Annotated in this window: 12 protein-coding genes; all 12 read right to left on the bottom strand. The window is 38.8% G+C overall.

Going from position 1 to position 20,058, the window contains the following annotated elements; translation table 11 throughout:
- Complete coding sequence (locus ACZ1GR_RS07875) at positions 1-8,349, bottom strand: BspA family leucine-rich repeat surface protein (RefSeq protein ID WP_472611595.1); 8,349 nt, start codon at positions 8,347-8,349, stop codon at positions 1-3.
- A gap of 119 nt (positions 8,350-8,468) precedes the next feature.
- The gene (locus ACZ1GR_RS07870; RefSeq protein WP_472611594.1) at positions 8,469-10,082 is read right to left on the bottom strand and encodes a helix-turn-helix domain-containing protein; all 1,614 of its coding nucleotides are present in this window, start codon (positions 10,080-10,082) and stop codon (positions 8,469-8,471) included.
- Positions 10,083-10,648: 566 nt separating this feature from the next.
- A complete protein-coding gene (gene argH / locus ACZ1GR_RS07865; protein WP_472611593.1) occupies positions 10,649-11,929 on the bottom strand; it encodes an argininosuccinate lyase in 1,281 nt (426 codons plus the stop codon).
- Positions 11,930-11,959: 30 nt separating this feature from the next.
- Complete coding sequence (locus ACZ1GR_RS07860; RefSeq protein WP_472611592.1) at positions 11,960-12,325, bottom strand: four helix bundle protein; 366 nt, start codon at positions 12,323-12,325, stop codon at positions 11,960-11,962.
- 29 nt (positions 12,326-12,354) lie between these two features.
- On the bottom strand, positions 12,355-13,425 hold the full coding sequence (locus tag ACZ1GR_RS07855) for a M20 family metallo-hydrolase (protein WP_472611591.1): 1,071 nt from the start codon (positions 13,423-13,425) through the stop codon (positions 12,355-12,357).
- Positions 13,422-14,201 (bottom strand): acetylglutamate kinase, encoded by a 780-nt coding sequence (argB, locus tag ACZ1GR_RS07850; protein ID WP_472611590.1) that lies wholly within the window; start codon positions 14,199-14,201, stop codon positions 13,422-13,424. The genes ACZ1GR_RS07855 and argB overlap by 4 nt, the downstream gene beginning before the upstream one ends.
- Entirely contained in the window at positions 14,198-15,136 is a 939-nt protein-coding gene (locus tag ACZ1GR_RS07845; protein WP_472611589.1) for a Rossmann-fold NAD(P)-binding domain-containing protein, read from the bottom strand. Before ACZ1GR_RS07845 ends, argB begins: the two co-directional genes overlap by 4 nt.
- Positions 15,136-16,260: an aspartate aminotransferase family protein gene (locus ACZ1GR_RS07840; protein WP_472611588.1), complete on the bottom strand. Its 1,125-nt coding sequence runs from the start codon at positions 16,258-16,260 to the stop codon at positions 15,136-15,138. Before ACZ1GR_RS07840 ends, ACZ1GR_RS07845 begins: the two co-directional genes overlap by 1 nt.
- 74 nt (positions 16,261-16,334) lie before the next feature.
- A complete protein-coding gene (proC, locus tag ACZ1GR_RS07835) occupies positions 16,335-17,129 on the bottom strand; it encodes a pyrroline-5-carboxylate reductase (RefSeq protein ID WP_472611587.1) in 795 nt (264 codons plus the stop codon).
- A gap of 10 nt (positions 17,130-17,139) precedes the next feature.
- Positions 17,140-18,114, bottom strand: a complete 975-nt coding sequence (gene argC, locus ACZ1GR_RS07830; protein WP_472611586.1) for an N-acetyl-gamma-glutamyl-phosphate reductase — start codon at positions 18,112-18,114, stop codon at positions 17,140-17,142.
- Positions 18,107-19,297 (bottom strand): argininosuccinate synthase, encoded by a 1,191-nt coding sequence (locus tag ACZ1GR_RS07825; protein ID WP_472611585.1) that lies wholly within the window; start codon positions 19,295-19,297, stop codon positions 18,107-18,109. Before ACZ1GR_RS07825 ends, argC begins: the two co-directional genes overlap by 8 nt.
- A gap of 88 nt (positions 19,298-19,385) precedes the next feature.
- The gene (locus ACZ1GR_RS07820; protein ID WP_472611584.1) at positions 19,386-20,000 is read right to left on the bottom strand and encodes a GNAT family N-acetyltransferase; all 615 of its coding nucleotides are present in this window, start codon (positions 19,998-20,000) and stop codon (positions 19,386-19,388) included.
- Positions 20,001-20,058: the final 58 nt, after the last annotated feature.

Here is a 20,058-nt window from a genome sequence, read left to right as displayed (position 1 = left end):
TTATCTTTTTAGCACCAAATAGCCTTTGGTCTGCTTTAGGTTGTTTGTTTCGGGGATGATAATATTAAAGAAGTAGGTGCCTTCCGGTAATTGTGAAGCTCCTAAACCATTTAACTGGTTGGCTTCACCGTTGAAAGTATTGGTCGTGTTATTATATCCTTCAACTTTATAGACCATATCGCCCCATCTGTTGTAGATAACAACGGTATTGTCGGGGTATTCTTCTATTCCTTCAATTCTCCAGAACTCGTTGATACCATCACCATCAGGAGATATGCCGTTAAGTGATTCAATTTCAGGTGAAACTTCTGCAATGGTCGTAAAATACTGTTCTTCACAATTCTCGGCATCTCCGTCAGCGTTATAGGGTATAATAGTAACAAATATTTGCTGCTCAAAAGGAAGGGCATTTGGTAATTGATATGAGGTAAGAATACCCACATCTTCATTATCCAAAATATCATTTCCTCCAACAGTTGTGCCCACGCTTAAACGGTAACCGTTAGCATTTAGAACTTCGTTCCAGGCAATATTTGTATCTACGATAACATCGGTAGACCCATTCAATGGTGTGGTCAATACGGTACATGAAAGTACATCTGCCATTGGAGAAGCGATGGTAAAACTTTCCTCGGCGCAATTAAGGGCATCACCATCCATATTATAAGGTGTTATAGTGATATATACAGTTATTCCTTCAGCAAAAGGACCGGAAAAATCGAATGTCAGGGTATCTCCTGCGTCAAAATTGTCAATGATATCATTTCCTCCAGGCGAGCTTCCTACTGTCAATCGGTATCCATCGGCATTGGCCACGGCATTCCATGAAATGTCGGTATCTGCCGAAACATTGCTATCTCCGTTTAATGGACTTGATAAGGTGGTACAATCTGGTAAGACAGCGGTTCTATCTCCAGTGGTAAATTGGTCATCACCACAAACAATGGATTCATCAGCGGCATTAAACGAAGTTATGGTTACAAATACCCTTGTATTTGCCGGTAGATCTGCAGGGGGGTCAAAAGTGGTATTGTTGCCTACATCAGTTGTAGCGAGTATATCATCCAATCCTGTTGCCGTACCAATAGCAATAGAATAGCGAACAGCATTAGTGGCCGTATTCCATGTCAAATTGGTATCTATGGGTACATCTGTGGCATCAAATGTAGGTGTAATCAAATTGGCACAACCAGGTTGGGCAATTTCTGTAGTAAAGCTTTCTTCAGTACACCCGGTAGCATTCTCCGTTCCTATATAAGGAACAATAGTTACGAATATTTCGGTGTTGCCAGGGAGGTCATTCGGTGGATTATAGGTAAGTAGGTTACCTACATCTTCGTTGTCTAAAATATCGTTCCCTCCTGTTGTAGTTCCTATCGTCAATCGGTAACCTTCAGCACCGCTTACTGCATTCCAAGTAAGATCTGTGGCAATTGAAACATCGGTATCTTCATTGACTGGTGCTACAAGAGATGTACAAGCTGGGGTAGTTCCTGTATTTGTGATTGTTAGAAGAAAAGACTCTTCACTTGCACAAGAACCAGCACCATCATAAATGTATAGTGTTATAGGGTAACTTGTGAAATCAGCAAAATTGATAATAGCACCGGCGTTATATCTAGTGCCTCCGCCGTCAGGTTCGGTATAGTATGCCTCTGCTCCTGTAAGTTGCGAGCCTGTAATCACGGGTAGCGTATAGGTGTTTGCCTGGGTTTGGTCTGTTAAATCATTGACTGTGGGGCCTGCACTGCCACCATCAGTAATCGTCCAAGTATCTACTCCTAGCATATTGGCTCTTGCCGCTGCACCGTCACAATATTGACTGTCACCTCCACTAAAACTGACATTGGGCTGTAAATTTTGTGCGTTCCAGCCAATTAGAAGTGCGTCATAATTGGCTGTCGACAGGGTGACCCCGTCAAACATATTGCTAGCGTCAGTAACACTTGTAACGTCCCAAGTTGAAATATTTTGGTCGAAAGAGGTTGCTCCTCTAAACATATCGCCCATATCGGTTACCAAGCCAACATCCCAATTTCCAATATTCTGATTGAAGTTTGAGGCATTGACGAACATACCGTTCATAAACAATACATTCGATGTATTCCAAGCTGAGATATTTTGATCGAATATTGTATTGACAAACATAAGACTCATGCTTGTAACACTGCTGACATCCCAACCTCCGATATCTTGATTAAACGAAGAGGCCTCTAGAAACATAGATCCCATGTTCAACACGTTTGTGGTTGTCCATCCACCAATATCTTGATTAAAATTAGTTGCAAACCTAAACATAGACAACATATTAGTTACATTCGAGACGTTCCAATTGTCTAGCGGCTGGTTAAAACTAACTGCTGAAGAAAACATAGAACTCATTGAAACTACGCTATCCGTGACCCAGCTGTTCACATCTTGATTAAATGCAATTGCAGATCTGAACATGCTAGCCATATTCTGAACAGTGCTAACATCCCATTGGTCTAGAGGCTGGTTGTAGGCTGCGGCACTAAGAAATAAAGAGCCCATATCAGTAACATTCCTTACATCCCAATCATTTATATTAGAATTGAAGACAGAACAGCTCGAAAACATAGATCCCATTGAAGTTACATTGGTTAAATCGGGGCGATCAGTAAAATTACCTGTCAAATTGGTGCAACCCCTGAATGCATTGCTCATTGAGGTCCATTCAATACTGCCCCATTGCTCAATTGTTAAGATTTTTTCTCTGTCGCCTGAGTTGTCAAAGTAAATTCTTGGAAAAAGCCCAGTGATCGAAACCGTATGAATACCTGGAGTCGTGTAGGTATGGGTAGCATCTCCATTTACGTTTGTATCAATATTTCCATCTCCCCAATCGACATCATAATCATAAGTTTCTGTGTTAAATGTTGGTACGGTTATGGTTTCGTTGGCCACAGTCGTCTCCCAAGTGGTAATAAAAGCCCCTAGGGTAGCGCTACTGGTAATGGTCAACTCAAAGTTTTCTTCACTGGAACAACTGCCCGAACCGTCATAAATATATAGGGTAACCGGATAATTTGGAAAATCGGCAAAATTGATGGTTTCGCCTGCATTATATTGGGTTCCCGTTCCATTAGGACCTGTAAAATAGGCTTCGTTTCCAGTTAATTGCGTTCCGGTAATAACTGGTAGGGTATAACTATTTGCCTGGGTTTGGTCTGCCAGATTATTTACGGTTGGTGAAGCTGTACCGCCATCAGTAATCGTCCAAGTATCTGAAGCAATTATATTTGCTCTAGCGGAAGCACCGTCGCAATATTGGCTATTTCCACCACTAAATGTGACATTCGGTTGTAGGTTTTGTGCGTTCCAACTTATTAATAAAGCATCATAGTTTGCTGTAGAAAGCGTGGCGTTATCGAACATTCTGTCAGCATTGGTTACGTTTTCTACAATCCAATTATCGAGAGGTTGGTCGAAAATGATAGCGCCTTGAAACAAAATGAACATGTTCGATACGTTGGAAACATCCCAGCTGTTAAGAGGTTGATTGAAACTACGATTATTCTGAAACATAAATGAAATGTCAGTGACATTACTCATGTCCCAATTGTCTATATTAGAATTAAATAGTCTGCAGGTAGCGAACATTCCCGAGGTATTGGTAACATTAGACAAATCAGGTACGTCAGAGAAATTCCCAGTCAAATTTATACACCCAGTAAAAGCTTTGAACATAGAAGTCCAAGGGTTGGTGCCCCATTGTTCAATAGTCAAGATTTTAGCAGAATTATCCGTTGCAGTTGGATTTCCATTGGTATTAAAATAAATTCTTGGAAAAAGCCCAGTGATTGAAACCGTATGAATGCCGGGAGTTGTATAAGTATGGGTAGCATCTCCATTTACGTTTGTATCAATATTTCCATCTCCCCAATCGACGTCATAATCATAAGTTTCTGTATTAAATGTTGGTATGGTTATGGCTTCGTTGGCCACAGTCGTCTCCCAGGTGGTAATAAAAGCCCTTAGGGTAGCGCTACTGGTGATGTTCAACTCAAAGTTTTCTTCGCTGGAACAACTGCCCGAACCGTCATAAATATATAGGGTAACCGGATAATTTGGAAAATCGGCAAAATTGATGGTTTCGCCTGCATTGTACTGAGTTCCCGTTCCGTCTGGACCTGTAAAATAGGCTTCGGCCCCCGTTAGCTGCGTTCCCGTAATAGCGGGTAGGGTATAACTATTGGCTTGATTTTGGTCTGCCAAATCATCTACAGTGGGTGCCGCAGTCTCACCATCTGTAATTGTCCAGTTATCAGAAGCAATCATATTTGTCCTAGCTGCCTCACCCACACAATATTGGCTACTGCCCGCATGAAAACTAACGTTAGGTTGTAAATTTTGGGCATTCCACCCAATCAGTAACGCATCATAATTTGCTGTGGATAAGGTAGCGCCAGCAAGCATGTTGTTGGCATCCGTTACACCACTTACATCCCATGCCGATATATCTTGATCAAAACTTGTGGCATTTCTCAACATTTGGCTCATGTTGGTCACACTACTCACATTCCAGTTACCTATATCTTGATTGAAAGCGGTAGCGTTGTAAAACATCACTATCATGCTTGTTACATTGCCAGTATTCCAAGCATCGCCAGAGGGAATACCTTGGCCCGGTTTAAAGCTGATGTCTTGATTAAAGGCTGGTGAAAACATGAACATTTGGTTCATATTTTGAACGTTGGACACATTCCAACTACCGATATCTTGGTTAAAAGAGTCCATGCCATATAGCATAGTATTCATATCTACCACATTGCTAACATCCCAACCACCAATATCTTGATTGAAATTTGTTGCATTTGCAAACATAACGGCCATACTGGTTGCGCTAGAAACGTCCCAGGCTCCAATGTCTTGGTCAAATGCAGATGCACTTTCAAATAGCCTGGCCATTCCGGTAACATTGCTTACATTCCAGCTTCCGATATTTAGGTTAAAAATGGTCGCATTGCGGAATAATCCAGTCATATTGGTAATGGTACTAACATTCCATTGCGTAACATCCCCATTAAAATTAGTGCAATCCCTAAATGCATTGCCAATATCGGTCGCTAAACTTAAATTGGGCACATCGATTGCAGGATTGGTGATATCTAATCTGCTACAGCCATAAAATGCTCCCTGCATTGATAACCATTCAATATCTCCCCATTGCTCAACGGTTAAAATCTTATCTCTATCAACCGCTGCACCATTAAAATAAATTTGAGGGAAGGTGCCCGTAATGCTCACGGTATGTGTACCAGCACTTACATAGGTATGAGTGGCATCACCTGTAATGTTATTGTTAATAGTACCGTCACCCCAATCCACTGTGTAATCATAGGTATTCCCTGTACGTGTGGGTATGGTAATGGTTTCGTTGGCCACAGTGGTTTCCCATGTGGTGATAAAAGCATTGCCAGTAGGCGCAGCCGCCTCAATGGTAAATGTCTCAGGTGTACAACCAGTGGCATCGCCATCTGTATTAAAGGGTACAATAGTGACCGTAACAGTTTCCCCATTGTCAAAATTATTGGTAAAGGAGTATGTGGTACCGTTTACAACCAAGTCGGTCACATCGTTGGTGTTACTGGTACTCCCATCAACTGTAATTCGATACTGGGTAGCCCCTGGCGCGCTGTTCCACGTTATAGAGGCTAAATCTACAGCGATGTCAGTTGCCCCATCGGCTGGTGTAATTAGGGTTGTGCAATTTGGAGGTGTTGAAGCTGTAGTGGTGAAAAAAGAACGCTCCGCGCACCCAGTGGCATTCCCTGCCGAATTATAGGGTTCAATGGTTACAAATATTTCAGAATTTTCAGGGAGGACAAGGGGTAAGTCATATGTGGTTAGGTCACCTACATCAAAGGCATCACGAATATCATTGCCACCTGTGGTGCTGCCCACAGTTATTAAATACCCGTCTGCTCCTGAAACGGAATTCCAAGATATATCAGCATCAATTTTAACATCAGTCTCACCGTCAAAAGGAGCTGCTAGTGTAGAACAAGATGGTTGACTACTTGTAGTTGTATTGGTTATAATGGTAAAAATTTCTTCAGTACAAGCAACATCTCCGGTTTCATTAAAGGATGTTAGCGTTACATAAATGGTTTGGCCCTCTTCAAAATCAAAAGGAGGATTGTAAAAACTTGAGAAGACGGTAATGTTATCAATAATATCATTACCCCCTGGCGTTGTACCTGCAGATATGCGATAGCCGTCGGCTCTTGCCGCATTGGGCCAGTCAAGATTAGTGTCCACTGCAACATTATTTTGTCCGTTGGTGGGGGTACTTAGGCTAGTACAGGCAGGGAGTGTAGGATTAGTACAAGAAGCATTTTGATTGCTTTGAATCTCATAGGCTCCCATATCAATTGTTGTTTGGAATACCCTAGTATCTCCGTTGAGGTCTATTGTTTCGGAAGTGTACGAGTTGTTGCCTGCGTTAACTGTCGGGGAACACCGCTGTTCTCTAAAATCTCCATTTTCTGGACTTAGAAAAACGGGAGCATTGGCAGCTTGATTGCCATTTAGATTACCCGTGCCAGAAGGATTCTCACTTTTGATTAAAGAATTTCTTACTTGGAGATTTGATGTATTGCCATGAAAACCACTTTGCGAAAGGTCATTGCCCGACCAAATAATGGAATTACGAACTCTTGAAACCAAATCTGCATTAAAACCTACACTGACATTGGTGTCATTGAAATCGGTAGCAGAGAATGTGGAATTGATAATATTCAAAGCGACGTCTCCACTTGAATTGATGAGTCTGTGATTTCCATTTTGTTGTGTAGAAATCATAGCTGTATTGGTAATGGTAAAGCCCACTTCATCTAACGCCATAAAACTACTTCCTGAGCTATTACCCTCGAAATAATCGTTAGTCATTGTCCCCGTGCCACAGTTATCTATATCAACAAAAGTGTCACCATAGTATTTGTTGTTCTCAAAACTAAAATCGGTCATTCGACCAAAATCAATAGTTTTTCCGACATTATTTAAAAATGTGTTGCCTTCAATACGTATTCCGCCGCCGGTGCCTCTCTCAACATAGTCGATACTGAGTACGCCAGGACCAACACTATGGTTCATAAAGGTATTATTGGTAATTACCGCCCCACTAGCAGCAAATGAAGCAATAACATACTCCCCAGGACTTGAATTGGCATCAAAAACGCAGTTATTAATTAAAATATTGGTATCGTATGAAGCATCAATAATGCCTTGTTGGCTAGAGCCCAAGGTGCTATTTTCTTTAAATAAACAGTTTTCGAAGGTGGTCAAGGCATCTGTGTCGTCTGCTCTGATATCGGCCAATGCTGAAAAGGTTCCTTGCGAATAGTTGTTCTCAAATCTAGAGTTCGTTACTGTAAATACCGTATCCCATATTAAAAAAACGGATTTTGGACCACTACCAATTACTGAATTTCCTGAAAAGATAGAATTATCAATACTGACCGTTGCATCTGAAGTTTGAATACAGGGAGTACCATTCTGACCATTATTATTTTGAAATTCGGCATTTGAAAAAGTAACGTTGGAGTTGTCAATTAAAAAAATGGATCCAGAACTAGCTAAGGTATTGTCGTATGCCTTAAAATTTGAGATTGTTGCCGGGTTTGGAACATCTCTAAAATAAATTATCCTATTGGAAGTGTTGAAGTCTCTTACAATGATATTTGTAAAACTAAAGTTGCTAACTTCATCGTCTATTGAGAGTATCGTACCTGTTCCTTTTTGGAATATGGTATTTGATATATTTAGATTTGTAATTGCACCACTATGGGAAAAAGCAGTCCCAGTGAAATCAGAAAATTTGCTGTCTTTAATGAAACAAGAGGATATTGCGCCAGCAACCCTTATTCCAAAATTGGAGAATTGTTCAAACTCTACTTGTTCTAGGATAAGACTAGAACGGGTTTCGATACCGTATCTAACATTATAAAACCGCAGACCTTCAATGGAACAATCTGCACTTGTGCCAATATCAAAAACCCTGAACAATAAATTACCTGGGTCAAAGTCAGCCTGAATTTGAGTTGCATTCGCATTGATATTTTGGGTACCTCCACCCTGTGGATACCCTCCCCTAAAATTAAGAGGAATGTTAATATCAATTTCACTCTGAGGTTGATAAATACCTTCTGCAATAAAAATAGTGTCGCCCGAGGATGCCGCCGTAACTGCTTCTTCAATGGTCTGGAAAGCTAATATCCAGGTGGAGCCGTCACCCCCAGGTGAAGCAGATTGGTCAACAAAAATATCAGCAGCATAACTAAAAAAACTAAAAAAAAGACTGATAAAGAAAAGTAGAAATCTGGTCATACAATTTGCGATCTGGTTAATGCTTACAGCTAACGCAATGTTAAAAGCTAATATTGCTTAAAGTGTACCACTCAAGGGAGTGAGACCAGTTTATTGGTAAATTTCACTGTTTACGGGCACTAAGAGGTAAGATTTTTCTTATATTCTGAAGGTGTGGTACCCGTATGCGCCTTAAAAACCCTGTTGAAAGAAGTCTTGCTTTTAAAACCGGAATCAAAAGCAATTGCTAAAATTTTAGTGTTCTTAAACTCATCTTTTTCCATAAGTCTTTGTGCTTCTAGAACCCGATAAGAGTTAATGAAATTGTAGAAGTTTTGATCAAAACCAGTATTCAAGACTTCCGACAAATGATGGCTGCTAATGTTTAATTGCGAAGCTAAATTAGACTGAGATAATTCATTATTAAGATACGGTTTTTGCTCGGCCATATAACTTAACAATTTGGCTTTATACTTGGTAAAATCTTCTTCGGTCAACGAAGAGTTCTTATAAACCGCCATTTTTGTTTTTGTAGATTCCGGATAATCTGAATAAGAATCTTCGGGCTCATTTTGATAACTATCCCTTAGAGATATAAATTGCTCTTGAAGCAATGCTTGCTCTTTCTTAAACCTTTTGTGGTTTACAAAAAACAATAGGGAAACTAGCGCCAAAATACCGGCAAATACCCCGCTCCAAAGAAGAAGCCTATTCTTGTTTTTTAATAGTCCTGAAATAACCGACTCTTTGGACTTTATAATCTCATTTTTAGCTGAGATGTCCTCTTCAAAGTCCATTTCGGTAGCACTTTGGCGATTTGCTATAATCTTGTTCTGTAAAGCCAAGAATTTTTCATTGGCAAGACTCATGCTTTTAAAATCTTTATTTTCTTTATATGAATTGACTATATGTTTGTAAGCTTCCATTTCAATCTTTGGCAGGCCTTTGCTTGCGGCCAATTCTTGCGTTTTCTTAAAAACTTCAATAGATTTCGTATTGTTTCCTAATCCATGTTCTGCTATACCTAATTTTAACAGCAACCAAGCCCTTTGTTTTGTCGGTTTTTGAGCATGTTCAAACAATAGTGCGGTATTTATGTGTTCTATGGCCTCTTTATAATTTTCACGTTTAATGTAGGCATCACTGATATTGCTTAAAGCAGTTACTACAATAGATTCGTTCTCTATATCTTCTCCTAACTTTTTTGATTTAAAATGATAGGCTAAAGACTTTTCTATTTCACCTAAGCTTTCATGATTATTGGCAAGACCATTGTAGGCCGATGCCCTTATTTTCGGATTGTCTTCATATTTATCTAGCATATCAAGAACATCGTGCATTGTGGCGATAGCCTTTTTATGAGAATCGATATTCGTATAAACATTACCTAAATTGACCAAGACAATGATTTTGGTTCTATAATCTTCAGGAATGCTATCTGCAAGAACCAGTGCATCTCTATATAATCGAATCGATTTATCGTGCTCGGTTCGATTATTATAGTAAACCGCTTGATTTACCATACCTAAAATCTGAAATTTCGGTAACCCCTTTTCTTTGGATAACCTATAAAGCGAATCACTATATAGTTTATGCGATTGGTAATCTCCATTTTTATATTCTGTTCGAAGCTTTTTTAGATAAAAGTTAGCCTTTGAAACCGATATGGAATCTTTTTGCCCTGAAGATTTTGGTAACTGGCCAATGGTAATAAAACCGAAAAAGAGAAAATACAATGGTAAAAATCTGTGCATTTTTGGGGAAACAATTATTAGCTATATTTAAAGATATTAGGATGAAGTATGAATTCCAAACTTTTAGGGACATATCCCAAATTACGACAAGATTGAGATTTTATCGGTTCTTTCATGTTTTAATTTTAATTAATCACTGTAAAACTATCGTGAATTACTTACCTATTACTCCCTGGTAACAGTGAAATAATTATAGTAGAAGTTTCTTAGGTTTGTGTTATTATACAAATGAACCCGTTGGAATGAAAAAATCAGCAATAGTCTTTGCCATATTAACATGGCTCTTTGCGAGCCTGTGCTATTATTTTATGTTTTATGCGGATGGGGGCCCAGACGGACTTGGAACTTTTTTCACAATCATTATTATTGGAGTATTCAGTTTGGTCTGTTTTCTCATTTTTTGCCTTCTCATATGGTTTAAAAATGACCAAGCTACTTTTTACAAGTTGCTATTTACGACCACTATAGCATTGCCTATTATTATAATCTTATGAGGGTTTTTAATCCACAAACAATCGATGCACACGAAATAGAGGTCATTGAAGTTTTGGAATAAAGCATTTTCGCTAAGGTAGATTGTCCATTTTAGCCCTTATCTCTTCCAAACACAAATTGCCCAAACTGCCTTCGTGAGTATGTGAAATATCCCTTTTTGGTTTAAAGTTTCCATTTTCGATAGCCTTTCCCATTGTTTTATAAGCATCACGAAACGGAATGCCGTTTTTGACCATTTCATTTAGCGTATCTACGCTGAACAAATAATCATATTTAGGGTCCTTTAAAATACTTCCGTTGACCCTAATTTCTTTAAGACTAAAGGTCAGAATTTCAAGGCACGCTTTCATATCTTGAATGGCAGGTATTATAATTTCTTTCACCAACTGCAAATCACGATGATAGCCACTAGGGAGGTTGTTTGTGACTAATGTAAGTTGATTGGGGATTGCCTGAATTTTATTGCATTTGGCTCTTATTAATTCAAATACATCGGGATTTTTCTTGTGGGGCATGATACTAGAGCCAGTAGTCAATTCATCTGGGAAAGAAATAAATTCAAAATTCTGGCTCATGTACAAGCAAATATCCATAGCTAGTTTGGATAGTGTAGCGGCGATATTGGCCATTCCGAAAGCTGCAGCTTTCTCCACTTTTCCTCGGTTCATTTGCGCGGCAACCACATTATATTTCATGGTTTCAAAACCCATTTCTTGGGTCGTAAAACTTCGGTCGATAGGGAAGGAACTTCCATAACCTGCAGCGCTACCTAAAGGGTTTTGATCGGCCACTTTGTAAGCAGCATTTACAAAATATAAATCATCAATGAGACTTTCCGCATAGGCTGAAAACCAAAGCCCAAAGGAGGAAGGCATTGCAATTTGAAGATGGGTATACCCTGGGAGCAATATTTTTTGATGTTTCTCGGCCAATTGTAAGAGTAAATCGAAAAGGCTTTTTACCATTGCTTTTATTTCGGTAAGCTCATCTTTTAAATACAAATGCATGGCCACCAAAACCTGATCGTTTCTAGAACGTGCCGAATGGATTTTTTTTCCGGTGTCACCTAGCTTTTCAGTTAGAAGAAACTCGATTTTTGAGTGCATATCCTCAAAGGTATCTTCAATCGTGAAAGTTCCTTCTTCTATAGATTTTGCAATAATGTTCAGCTCCTTGACAAGTAGTGTTCCTTCCTCATCTTTGATTAGACCAACCTTGCCGAGCATCTTCGCATGTGCTTTTGAAGCGATAACATCATATTTTGCCAAAAGTAAATCCAATTCACGGTCATTACCGACGGTAAAGTGGTCTATTTTCTTGTCAGTACTAAATCCTTTGTCCCAGAGTTTCATTTTTTATAGTTCTAAGTTTTTAGTTTGAAGTTATAAGTCTTTGGGATTAGAATATTTTCTAATGAGTGAATACATCATTTTTTGGACTTCACCGCAAAGATTCAAGATAGCGTCTAATTCTTCTTTTGAAATATAATTCAATCTTTTACTAATTTCTAATTGGGTTTTAAGTTCATTAACTGAACCATTGGAAATTTCGAGAAAATGCCGAAATGATTTTTTTGAGTTCCGCCCTGCTCCTTCAGCAATATTACTTGGAATAGAGACTGCACTTCTTCGGATTTGACTTGTTAACCCAAACTTTTCTTCATTTGGAAGCTGCCCTGTGGTTTTATATACCAACTCAACCAAGTTCATTGCTTTCTGCCACACTATTAAATCACTGTAATTATACATGCTTAGAACTAAAAACTTATAACTGCTAACTATTTTAAAAATCCTTCTAAAATAGCTATGTAAAGCCCTACTCCTTCTTCGACTTCTTTTACATAAATAAATTCATCAGACGAATGCGAACGTGTACTATCGCCAGGACCTAACTTTAAAGACTGGCAACTTAGTTCAGTTTGGTCAGAAAGGGTAGGTGAACCGTAAGTCTCTCTTCCAAGCGCAATGCCTGATTTTACCAAAGGGTGGTCTATAGAGATAGCTGAACTGCTTTTATCAAGGGAGCGCGGTATGAGTTCACAAGGTGCTTCTTGTTGTAGTATCTCATTTATTTGTTCGTTCGTATAACAATCATTTACCCGTGTATCTATCACCAAATCTACATGAGCAGGAACTACGTTATGTTGTGAACCTGCCTTAATTTGGGTAACGGTCATCTTTACAGGGCCAAGCACATCGGAAACTTTTGGAAAACGATAGTTTTTAAACCATTCTAAAACCTCAATGGTATTGTAAATAGAATTGTTGTCATTTGGATGTGCCGCATGAGAAGGAGTGCCGCTTACTTTACCATCATACACGATTAGTCCTTTTTCAGCGACTGCCAATTGCATTAAAGTAGGTTCACCAACTATGGCAAGTTCAATTTCTGGTAAAATTGGTAACAAGGCGGAAATACTTAGTTCACCAGCATCTTCCTCTTCTGCGGTTGCCGACATTATAATGTTATGGCTTAAATCGTTTCGCTCATAAAAATGAACGAAAGTCGCCAACAACGAACACAGACAGCCCCCGGCATCGTTGCTTCCTAAACCATACAGTTTTCCATCTTCCACATGCGGATTGAATGGGTCTTTGGTGTATGCCGAATTTGGTTTAACCGTATCATGGTGCGAGTTCAGCAGTAAATTGGGTTTGTTTTCATCATAATATTTGTTGAACGCATAAATATTATTGTATTGGCGTTTGGTTTTTACTCCAAATTTTTTGAGCCAAGTAGCAATAGCTTCAGCAGTTTCATCTTCTTCTTGCGAAAATGAAGGAATGGAAATCAGTTGCTTTAACAGAGTGATGGCTTCTTGGGCCAAAGTATCTTTATCGATTGTCATAAAACTAATCTTGTATAGTTTGTATTTTCTTTTTCGAATAGGGCTAAATTACCCATTCTAACTTCTTTAACACCATTTTTTAGGGCATGAAAGCAGTTATGCATTTTTGGAAGCATTCCGTCTGCAATAATTCCATCAGAAATTAAATTTGCATAAGAAGCAGAATCAATTTTTTTAATGACAGAAGTTTTATCTTTAAAATCTCTCAGAACACCGTTTAACTCAAAGCAGTAATAAAGTGTCGTTTCATAGTTTTTGCTCATACCAATCGCCAATTCAGATGCAACGGTATCGGCATTGGTATTTAATAGTTGCCCCTTTTGATTATGGGTCAAAGCACAAAAAACAGGTGTAAGTCCCAATTGTAAAATGGAATTCAACGTATTGTTTGAAACCCCATCTACATCACCAGCAAACCCATAATCAATATCATTTACAGGTCTTTTATGGGCTTGAATTGCATTTGCATCTGCGCCACTCATTCCGATTGCGTTACAATTTAAAGCCTGAAGTTGGGCTACTATTTTCTTGTTTGTCAACCCACCGTAAACCATAATGGCCACATCAAGGCTTTCTAGATCGGTAATTCTTCTCCCATTCACCATTTTAGGGCTTATCCCCATTTTTTCTAAAACCTGATTTGCCTTTTTGCCACCCCCATGAACTAGAATTTTAGAACCCTCTAGCTTTGAAAACAAAGTCAAGAACTTTGAGAGTTCTAGCTCATTCTCAATGATGTTACCACCAATTTTCACTATAGATAATTGCTGATTCACAGTTTTTCTAAAATTCTTTTTAAGACCAATTGGGCCGAATAAGTTCTATTGTTCGCCTGGTCGATAACCAAACTTTGGTTGCTGTCTAAAACAGCATCTTCTACCACCACATTTCTCCTCACAGGAAGGCAATGCATGAATTTGGCATCACCCAATTTTTTCTTGGTCATCATCCAATTCTTGTCTTCAGATAAAACCTTTCCGTAATTCGAATAACTACTCCAGTTTTTAACATATACAAAGTTCGCATTTTCCAAGGCTTTTTCTTGGTCATACACAATTTTACAGTCCTTTGTGATTTCTTGATTTAGCTCATATCCTTCAGGATGCGTTATTACAAAATCGGCATCTTGCAGCTTCATCATTTCAACAAAAGAATTTGCCACGGCATGGGGCAGGGCTTTAGGATGGGGCGCCCAAGACAAGACAATTTTTGGTTTCTTTATGGTTTTATGTTCTTCTAAGGTAATGGCATCGGCTAGGGCTTGTAACGGATGGCCTACTGAACTTTCCATATTCACAACAGGAATGCTAGCATATTTTTCAAAACTTTTCAGAACTATTTCTGCTTCATCTTTTTCCTTATCAATTAAACCTGCAAATGCCCTTATGGCGACAATATCTGCATATTGCGAAACTACCTTTGCCGCTTCTTTAACATGTTCCGATTTTCCTTGGTCCATTACGGTTCCATCTTCAAACTCTAGCTGCCATCCTTCGCTTCCAAAATTCATGACCATGACATCAAGTCCAAGAGTCATAGCGGCTTTTTGTGTGCTCAAACGGGTACGAAGGCTATTATTGAAGAATAATAGACAAATGGTTTTTTGTTTGCCCAATTCTTTAAACTGATACGGATTTTGCTTTAGTGCAATAGCTTCTTTAACCGCATCTTGCAGGTTTTCTAAATCGCTGATATGAAGGTAATTTTTCATTATAATTCTGCTTTAAGCGCATTAAAGAAACTAGTGATTTGCTCTTTTGTAATATTTAGGGCAGGTAGAAATCGGAGGAGTTTTTTATTGGCCGAACCACCTGTGAACACATGTTGATTATGGATTAATTTTTTTCTTAAACCGGAAACTTCAAAATCAAACTCAAGGCCTAACATTAAACCCCTTCCCTTTACCTTTTTTACCTCAGGAATGGTACTGGCAATTTCTTTAAAATAAGAGTCAAGTGTTGATGCGTTTTCAATTAAGTTCTCAAGTTCTAAAACCTCTAAAACTGCCAGTGTTGCAACACAGGCTAAATGATTGCCGCCAAAAGTGGTTCCTAAAAGTCCGTAGGATGCCTTAATTGATTTATGAATCAGTATTCCGCCTACAGGAAAGCCGTTGCCCATGCCTTTAGCTATTGATATGATATCTGGCTGAATACCATGATGTTGAAAACCGAAGAATTTACCGCTGCGACCAAAGCCTGATTGTACTTCATCTGCAATGACCAAAACATTGTTTTCTTTACACTTTTCTTGTATAAATTGATAGAATTCTGAGCTTGGTTCATCAAGACCGCCTACACCTTGTATGGCCTCTAAAATTACAGCGCAGTAATTACCAGTTTTTAGTTCGCCTTCTAAACCGGTAAAATCTTCAAAATCAAGAAATGTAACCTTTTGCTGCTGGTTTAAGGGGGCATTTATTTTTTGGTTATCCGTAGTAGCGACCGCTGCCGAAGTTCTACCATGAAAAGCATTCTTAAACGCGATAACTTTAGACTTTTTTGTATGAAAAGAGGCCATTTTAAGTGCATTTTCATTGGCCTCGGCTCCGGAATTGCACAAAAACAGGTTGTAGTCTTCACATTTTGAAAGTGCACCTAATTTTTGAGCAAGCTCAGCCTGCAATGGGTTTTGAACAGAATTACTGTAAAATCCAATTTTATCTAGCTGATTTTTTAAGCGTTGAACGTAATGCGGGTGCGAGTGCCCAATAGAAATAACAGCGTGCCCACCATAAAAATCCAAATATTTTTGCCCCTTATCATCTATAACTTCGATTCCCTTTGCGGAAACCGGAGTTACATTATAAAGGGGGTATACATCAAATAGTTCCATAATTACTTTTTTGTTATTCCCGCGTAGGCGGGAATCTCATTATTTAGGTCTCGACTCCGCTCGACCTGACAGCGTTAACCTTTTCTAATATCACTTATTTTTTCAAAGGAGGTTACAATACCTCGTATCAGTGAAGAACTTAAACCTTGATGCTCCATTTCATTAAGTCCTGAAATGGTACACCCTTGTGGTGTGGTTACTCTATCAATTTCTTCTTCAGGATGACTGCCGGATTCAATTAATAGACTGGCGGCCCCATTACAAGTATGCATTGCCAATTCTTGAGCTTCTCTGGCATCAAAACCCAGTTGAATAGCACCTTGTGTAGTCGCACGGATTAGTCGCATCCAGAAAGCAATTCCGCTTGCGCAAATAACCGTTGCCGCTTGCATTTGTTCTTCTGGTATTTCTAAAGAATGTCCCATTCTATTGAAAATAGCTTTGGCCAATTCAATTCGTTTTTGGCCCAATCCGTTACTACAAATACATGTCATTGATTTACCGACCGAAATAGCCGTATTGGGCATTGTTCGAATAATGTATTTATCTGAACCGATTATAGATTCTATTTTATCAATACCAAAACCGGTAATAGTACTCATTATTACGTGCTTCTCGCCCAATTCATTTTTAATGTCATACAAAATGCTCTCAAAATGCCCTGGTTGAACGGCAAAAATTAAAATATCCGAATTTTTTACGGCCTCGTTGTTGTCATTGGTTACCGTGACATTGCCATACTTTTCAAAGTCTTCGATATCAGCGGTATTTCTTTTCGTAAGGTACATTGTTGTAGCACCGTTACTATGCAAAATTCCTTTGGCAATGGCTAGCCCTAAGTTACCTGTTCCTATAATTGCTATTTTCATTGTTTTTATTTTAAAATACGCCTGCTTTTAATTGTAAGCCCTTTGCTTCTTCAAAACCGAACATAAGGTTCATATTCTGTACGGCCTGCCCAGATGCGCCTTTTAGTAAATTATCGATAGCTGAGGTTACCAATAAAACGTCATCATCTTTATGCAAATGAATATGGCAATTGTTCGTATTTACAACTTGTTTTAGGTGGATAGGCTCTTCTGAGATTTGGGTAAATAATGCTTCGGAATAAAAACTCCTATACAATTTAATAGCATCCTCTAAAGAACCATCAAATTTGGTATAGGCCGTTGCCAATATTCCCCTAGTGAAATTACCCCTATTAGGAAGAAATCGTAGTTTTCCCGTAGCATGCCCAAATGAGTTTAAACTTTCACCAATTTCACCTAAATGTTGATGGGTAAAAGGTTTATACCAGCTTACATTATTGTTGCGCCAGCTGAAATGGGAGGTTTCTGAAGGTTTTATACCTGCGCCGGTACTACCAGTAACTGCATTGATATGAACTTCATTGGCTAATAGTTCTGCTTTTGCCAATGGTAGTAATGCCAATTGAATTGTTGTCGCAAAACATCCAGGATTAGCAATAAACTGTGTCTGTTCAATTTTCGATTTGAACAGTTCTGGCAATCCGTAAACAAATGTTTTTCCATCAAAAGTTGCATCTGCCTGTAGTCTAAAGTCGTTGCTGAGGTCAATGATTTTTGTTCGACCGGAAAATATATGTTCTTTCAAAAACTTAGAGGAATTGCCATGCCCAAGGCATAAAAACAAAACATCGACTCGCTCATTTACGGTGCTTGAAAACCTTAAATCGGTTTGACCCAGTAAATCGTGATGCGCCGATGAGATTTTTGTCCCCGCTTTTGTTGTACTGTAGACAAAATCAATTTCAATTTCAGGATGATTCAATAATAATCGGATCAGTTCACCACCGGTATAACCAGAACCCCCTATAATGCCTGCCTTAATCATGATGTTGATTTACATGGTTTGCAATTTTCCCTGCGTTGGATGCTATTTTTATAAAGCCTTTAGCTTCATCTGCTGTCCAGCCTTTATTCATTTCACCATAGCTTCCAAAGGAGGCATTCATTAGATCATGTTCAGAGAAGATACCGTTTAATCTGAATTGAAAAGGATAAAGGCCTACAAATACATCACCAGAAACATACTTTTGAGTATCCGATAAGAAGGCCTCGGTATTTCGCATTACTTCATCCAAATAATTACCCTCATGCAAGAGCATACCATAAAAATTTCCCAGTTGCTCTTTTTGATATTGCTGCCATTTGCTTAGCGTGTGTTTCTCCAATAAATGATGGGCCTTAATAATAATCAGTGGCGCTGCAGCTTCAAAACCTACCCGACCTTTAATACCGATAATGGTGTCTCCCACATGAATATCTCGGCCTATAGCGTACTTTGATGCCATAGCTTCAAGTTTTTCGATGTTCTTTACAGGAGTATTTTTTTCATCATTGATAGCTGTAAGTTCCCCTTTTTTGAAAGTCAGTTTCACCTCTGAAGGCTCTTTTTGTTGCAATTGACTTGGGTAGGCACTATCCGGTAGTGGCAGGTTAGATGTCAATGTCTCTGCACCACCAACAGAAGTTCCCCATAAACCTTTATTAATTGAATATTTTGCTTTTTCCCAAGAATAGTCTACTCCATTAGCTTTTAAATATTCAATTTCTTCCTCTCTAGCCAATTGATTATCTCTAATAGGGGTTATAATTTCAATTTCCGGAGCCAAGGTTTGAAAAATCATATCGAACCGTACTTGGTCATTACCGGCACCGGTACTACCATGCGCGATGTATTTAGCACCTACCTTTTTAGCGTGATTTACAATTTCAACAGCCTGCACTATTCGTTCTGCACTAACCGAAAGCGGGTAGGTATTGTTCCGTAAAACATTGCCGAAAATCAAGTACTTCACTACCTTATCATAAAAGTTCTGTACGGCATCGATAGAAGTATAGCTGGTTGCGCCCAAGGCAAGAGCCTTTTCTTTTATGGTCGCAATTTCTTCAGTCGAAAATCCGCCAGTGTTTACGCTTACGGCGTGAACTTCATATCCCTTTTCTTTTGAAAGGTATTTGGCGCAATATGAAGTATCTAATCCACCACTGTATGCCAGTATTAATTTTTTCATTGTCTTATATAGCTAAATGTCAGCTCAAACGTAGTCGAGATTGGTTTTTTTTGTACTATGCATCTCGACTCCGCTCGATGTGACAGGGTTATTTCGATTTTTTCTTTAAAAACAGGTTTTCTTTAATTCCTTTTAGTCTTTGAAAGGCCTTACTGTTTAGTTTCTCTTTATCTCTTGATTTGGTTACGGGGTCGTATAACATACCTGTACATAGGCACATTTTTCTTTCCGTCCGGGTAAGAATATCAAAGTTCTTGCAGGTCTGACAGCCCTTCCAGAAATCAGGGTCATCCGTTAATTCCGAAAAGGTAACAGGCTTGTAACCTAACTCGTAATTCATTTTCATTACGGGAAGCCCGGTAGTGATTCCAAAAATTTTGGCATCAGGAAACTTTTCTCGTGACAGTTCAAAGATTCGCTTTTTGATTTTTTTGGCAAGGCCTTGATTACGAAAATCAGGATGAACAATTAATCCAGAATTGGCCACGAATCCTTTATTTCCCCAAACTTCTATATAGCAAAAGCCAGCGAACTTATCGTCCTCTAATGCTATTACCGCATTACCATTTTCGAGCCTTTTCAGAATATATTCTGGTGTACGCTGCGCAATACCGGTACCTCTAACCTTTGCAGATTCAGTTATAGTATCGCTTATAATTTGAGCGTATTTAAAATGTGATTCGTTAGCAACAATGATTTCCATTGCTAAATGTTTTAGAGTAAATAATAAAATTGTTTTTGAGACTTGCGGGAATGGACTC

The sequence above is a fragment of the Croceitalea sp. W27 genome (genome assembly GCF_055693185.1).
This window is presented reverse-complemented; position numbering and strand designations above follow the sequence as displayed.

Bases quoted from the DNA above. Each gene is read 5' to 3' on its own strand.
- ACZ1GR_RS07875 (WP_472611595.1), bottom strand. From the start codon at position 8,349: ATGACCAGATTTCTACTTTTCTTTATCAGTCTTTTTTTTAGTTTTTTT.
- ACZ1GR_RS07870 (WP_472611594.1), bottom strand. From the start codon at position 10,082: ATGCACAGATTTTTACCATTGTATTTTCTCTTTTTCGGTTTTATTACC.
- argH (WP_472611593.1), bottom strand. From the start codon at position 11,929: ATGAAACTCTGGGACAAAGGATTTAGTACTGACAAGAAAATAGACCAC.
- ACZ1GR_RS07860 (WP_472611592.1), bottom strand. From the start codon at position 12,325: ATGTATAATTACAGTGATTTAATAGTGTGGCAGAAAGCAATGAACTTG.
- ACZ1GR_RS07855 (WP_472611591.1), bottom strand. From the start codon at position 13,425: ATGACAATCGATAAAGATACTTTGGCCCAAGAAGCCATCACTCTGTTA.
- ACZ1GR_RS07845 (WP_472611589.1), bottom strand. From the start codon at position 15,136: ATGAAAAATTACCTTCATATCAGCGATTTAGAAAACCTGCAAGATGCG.
- ACZ1GR_RS07840 (WP_472611588.1), bottom strand. From the start codon at position 16,260: ATGGAACTATTTGATGTATACCCCCTTTATAATGTAACTCCGGTTTCC.
- proC (WP_472611587.1), bottom strand. From the start codon at position 17,129: ATGAAAATAGCAATTATAGGAACAGGTAACTTAGGGCTAGCCATTGCC.
- argC (WP_472611586.1), bottom strand. From the start codon at position 18,114: ATGATTAAGGCAGGCATTATAGGGGGTTCTGGTTATACCGGTGGTGAA.
- ACZ1GR_RS07825 (WP_472611585.1), bottom strand. From the start codon at position 19,297: ATGAAAAAATTAATACTGGCATACAGTGGTGGATTAGATACTTCATAT.
- ACZ1GR_RS07820 (WP_472611584.1), bottom strand. From the start codon at position 20,000: ATGGAAATCATTGTTGCTAACGAATCACATTTTAAATACGCTCAAATT.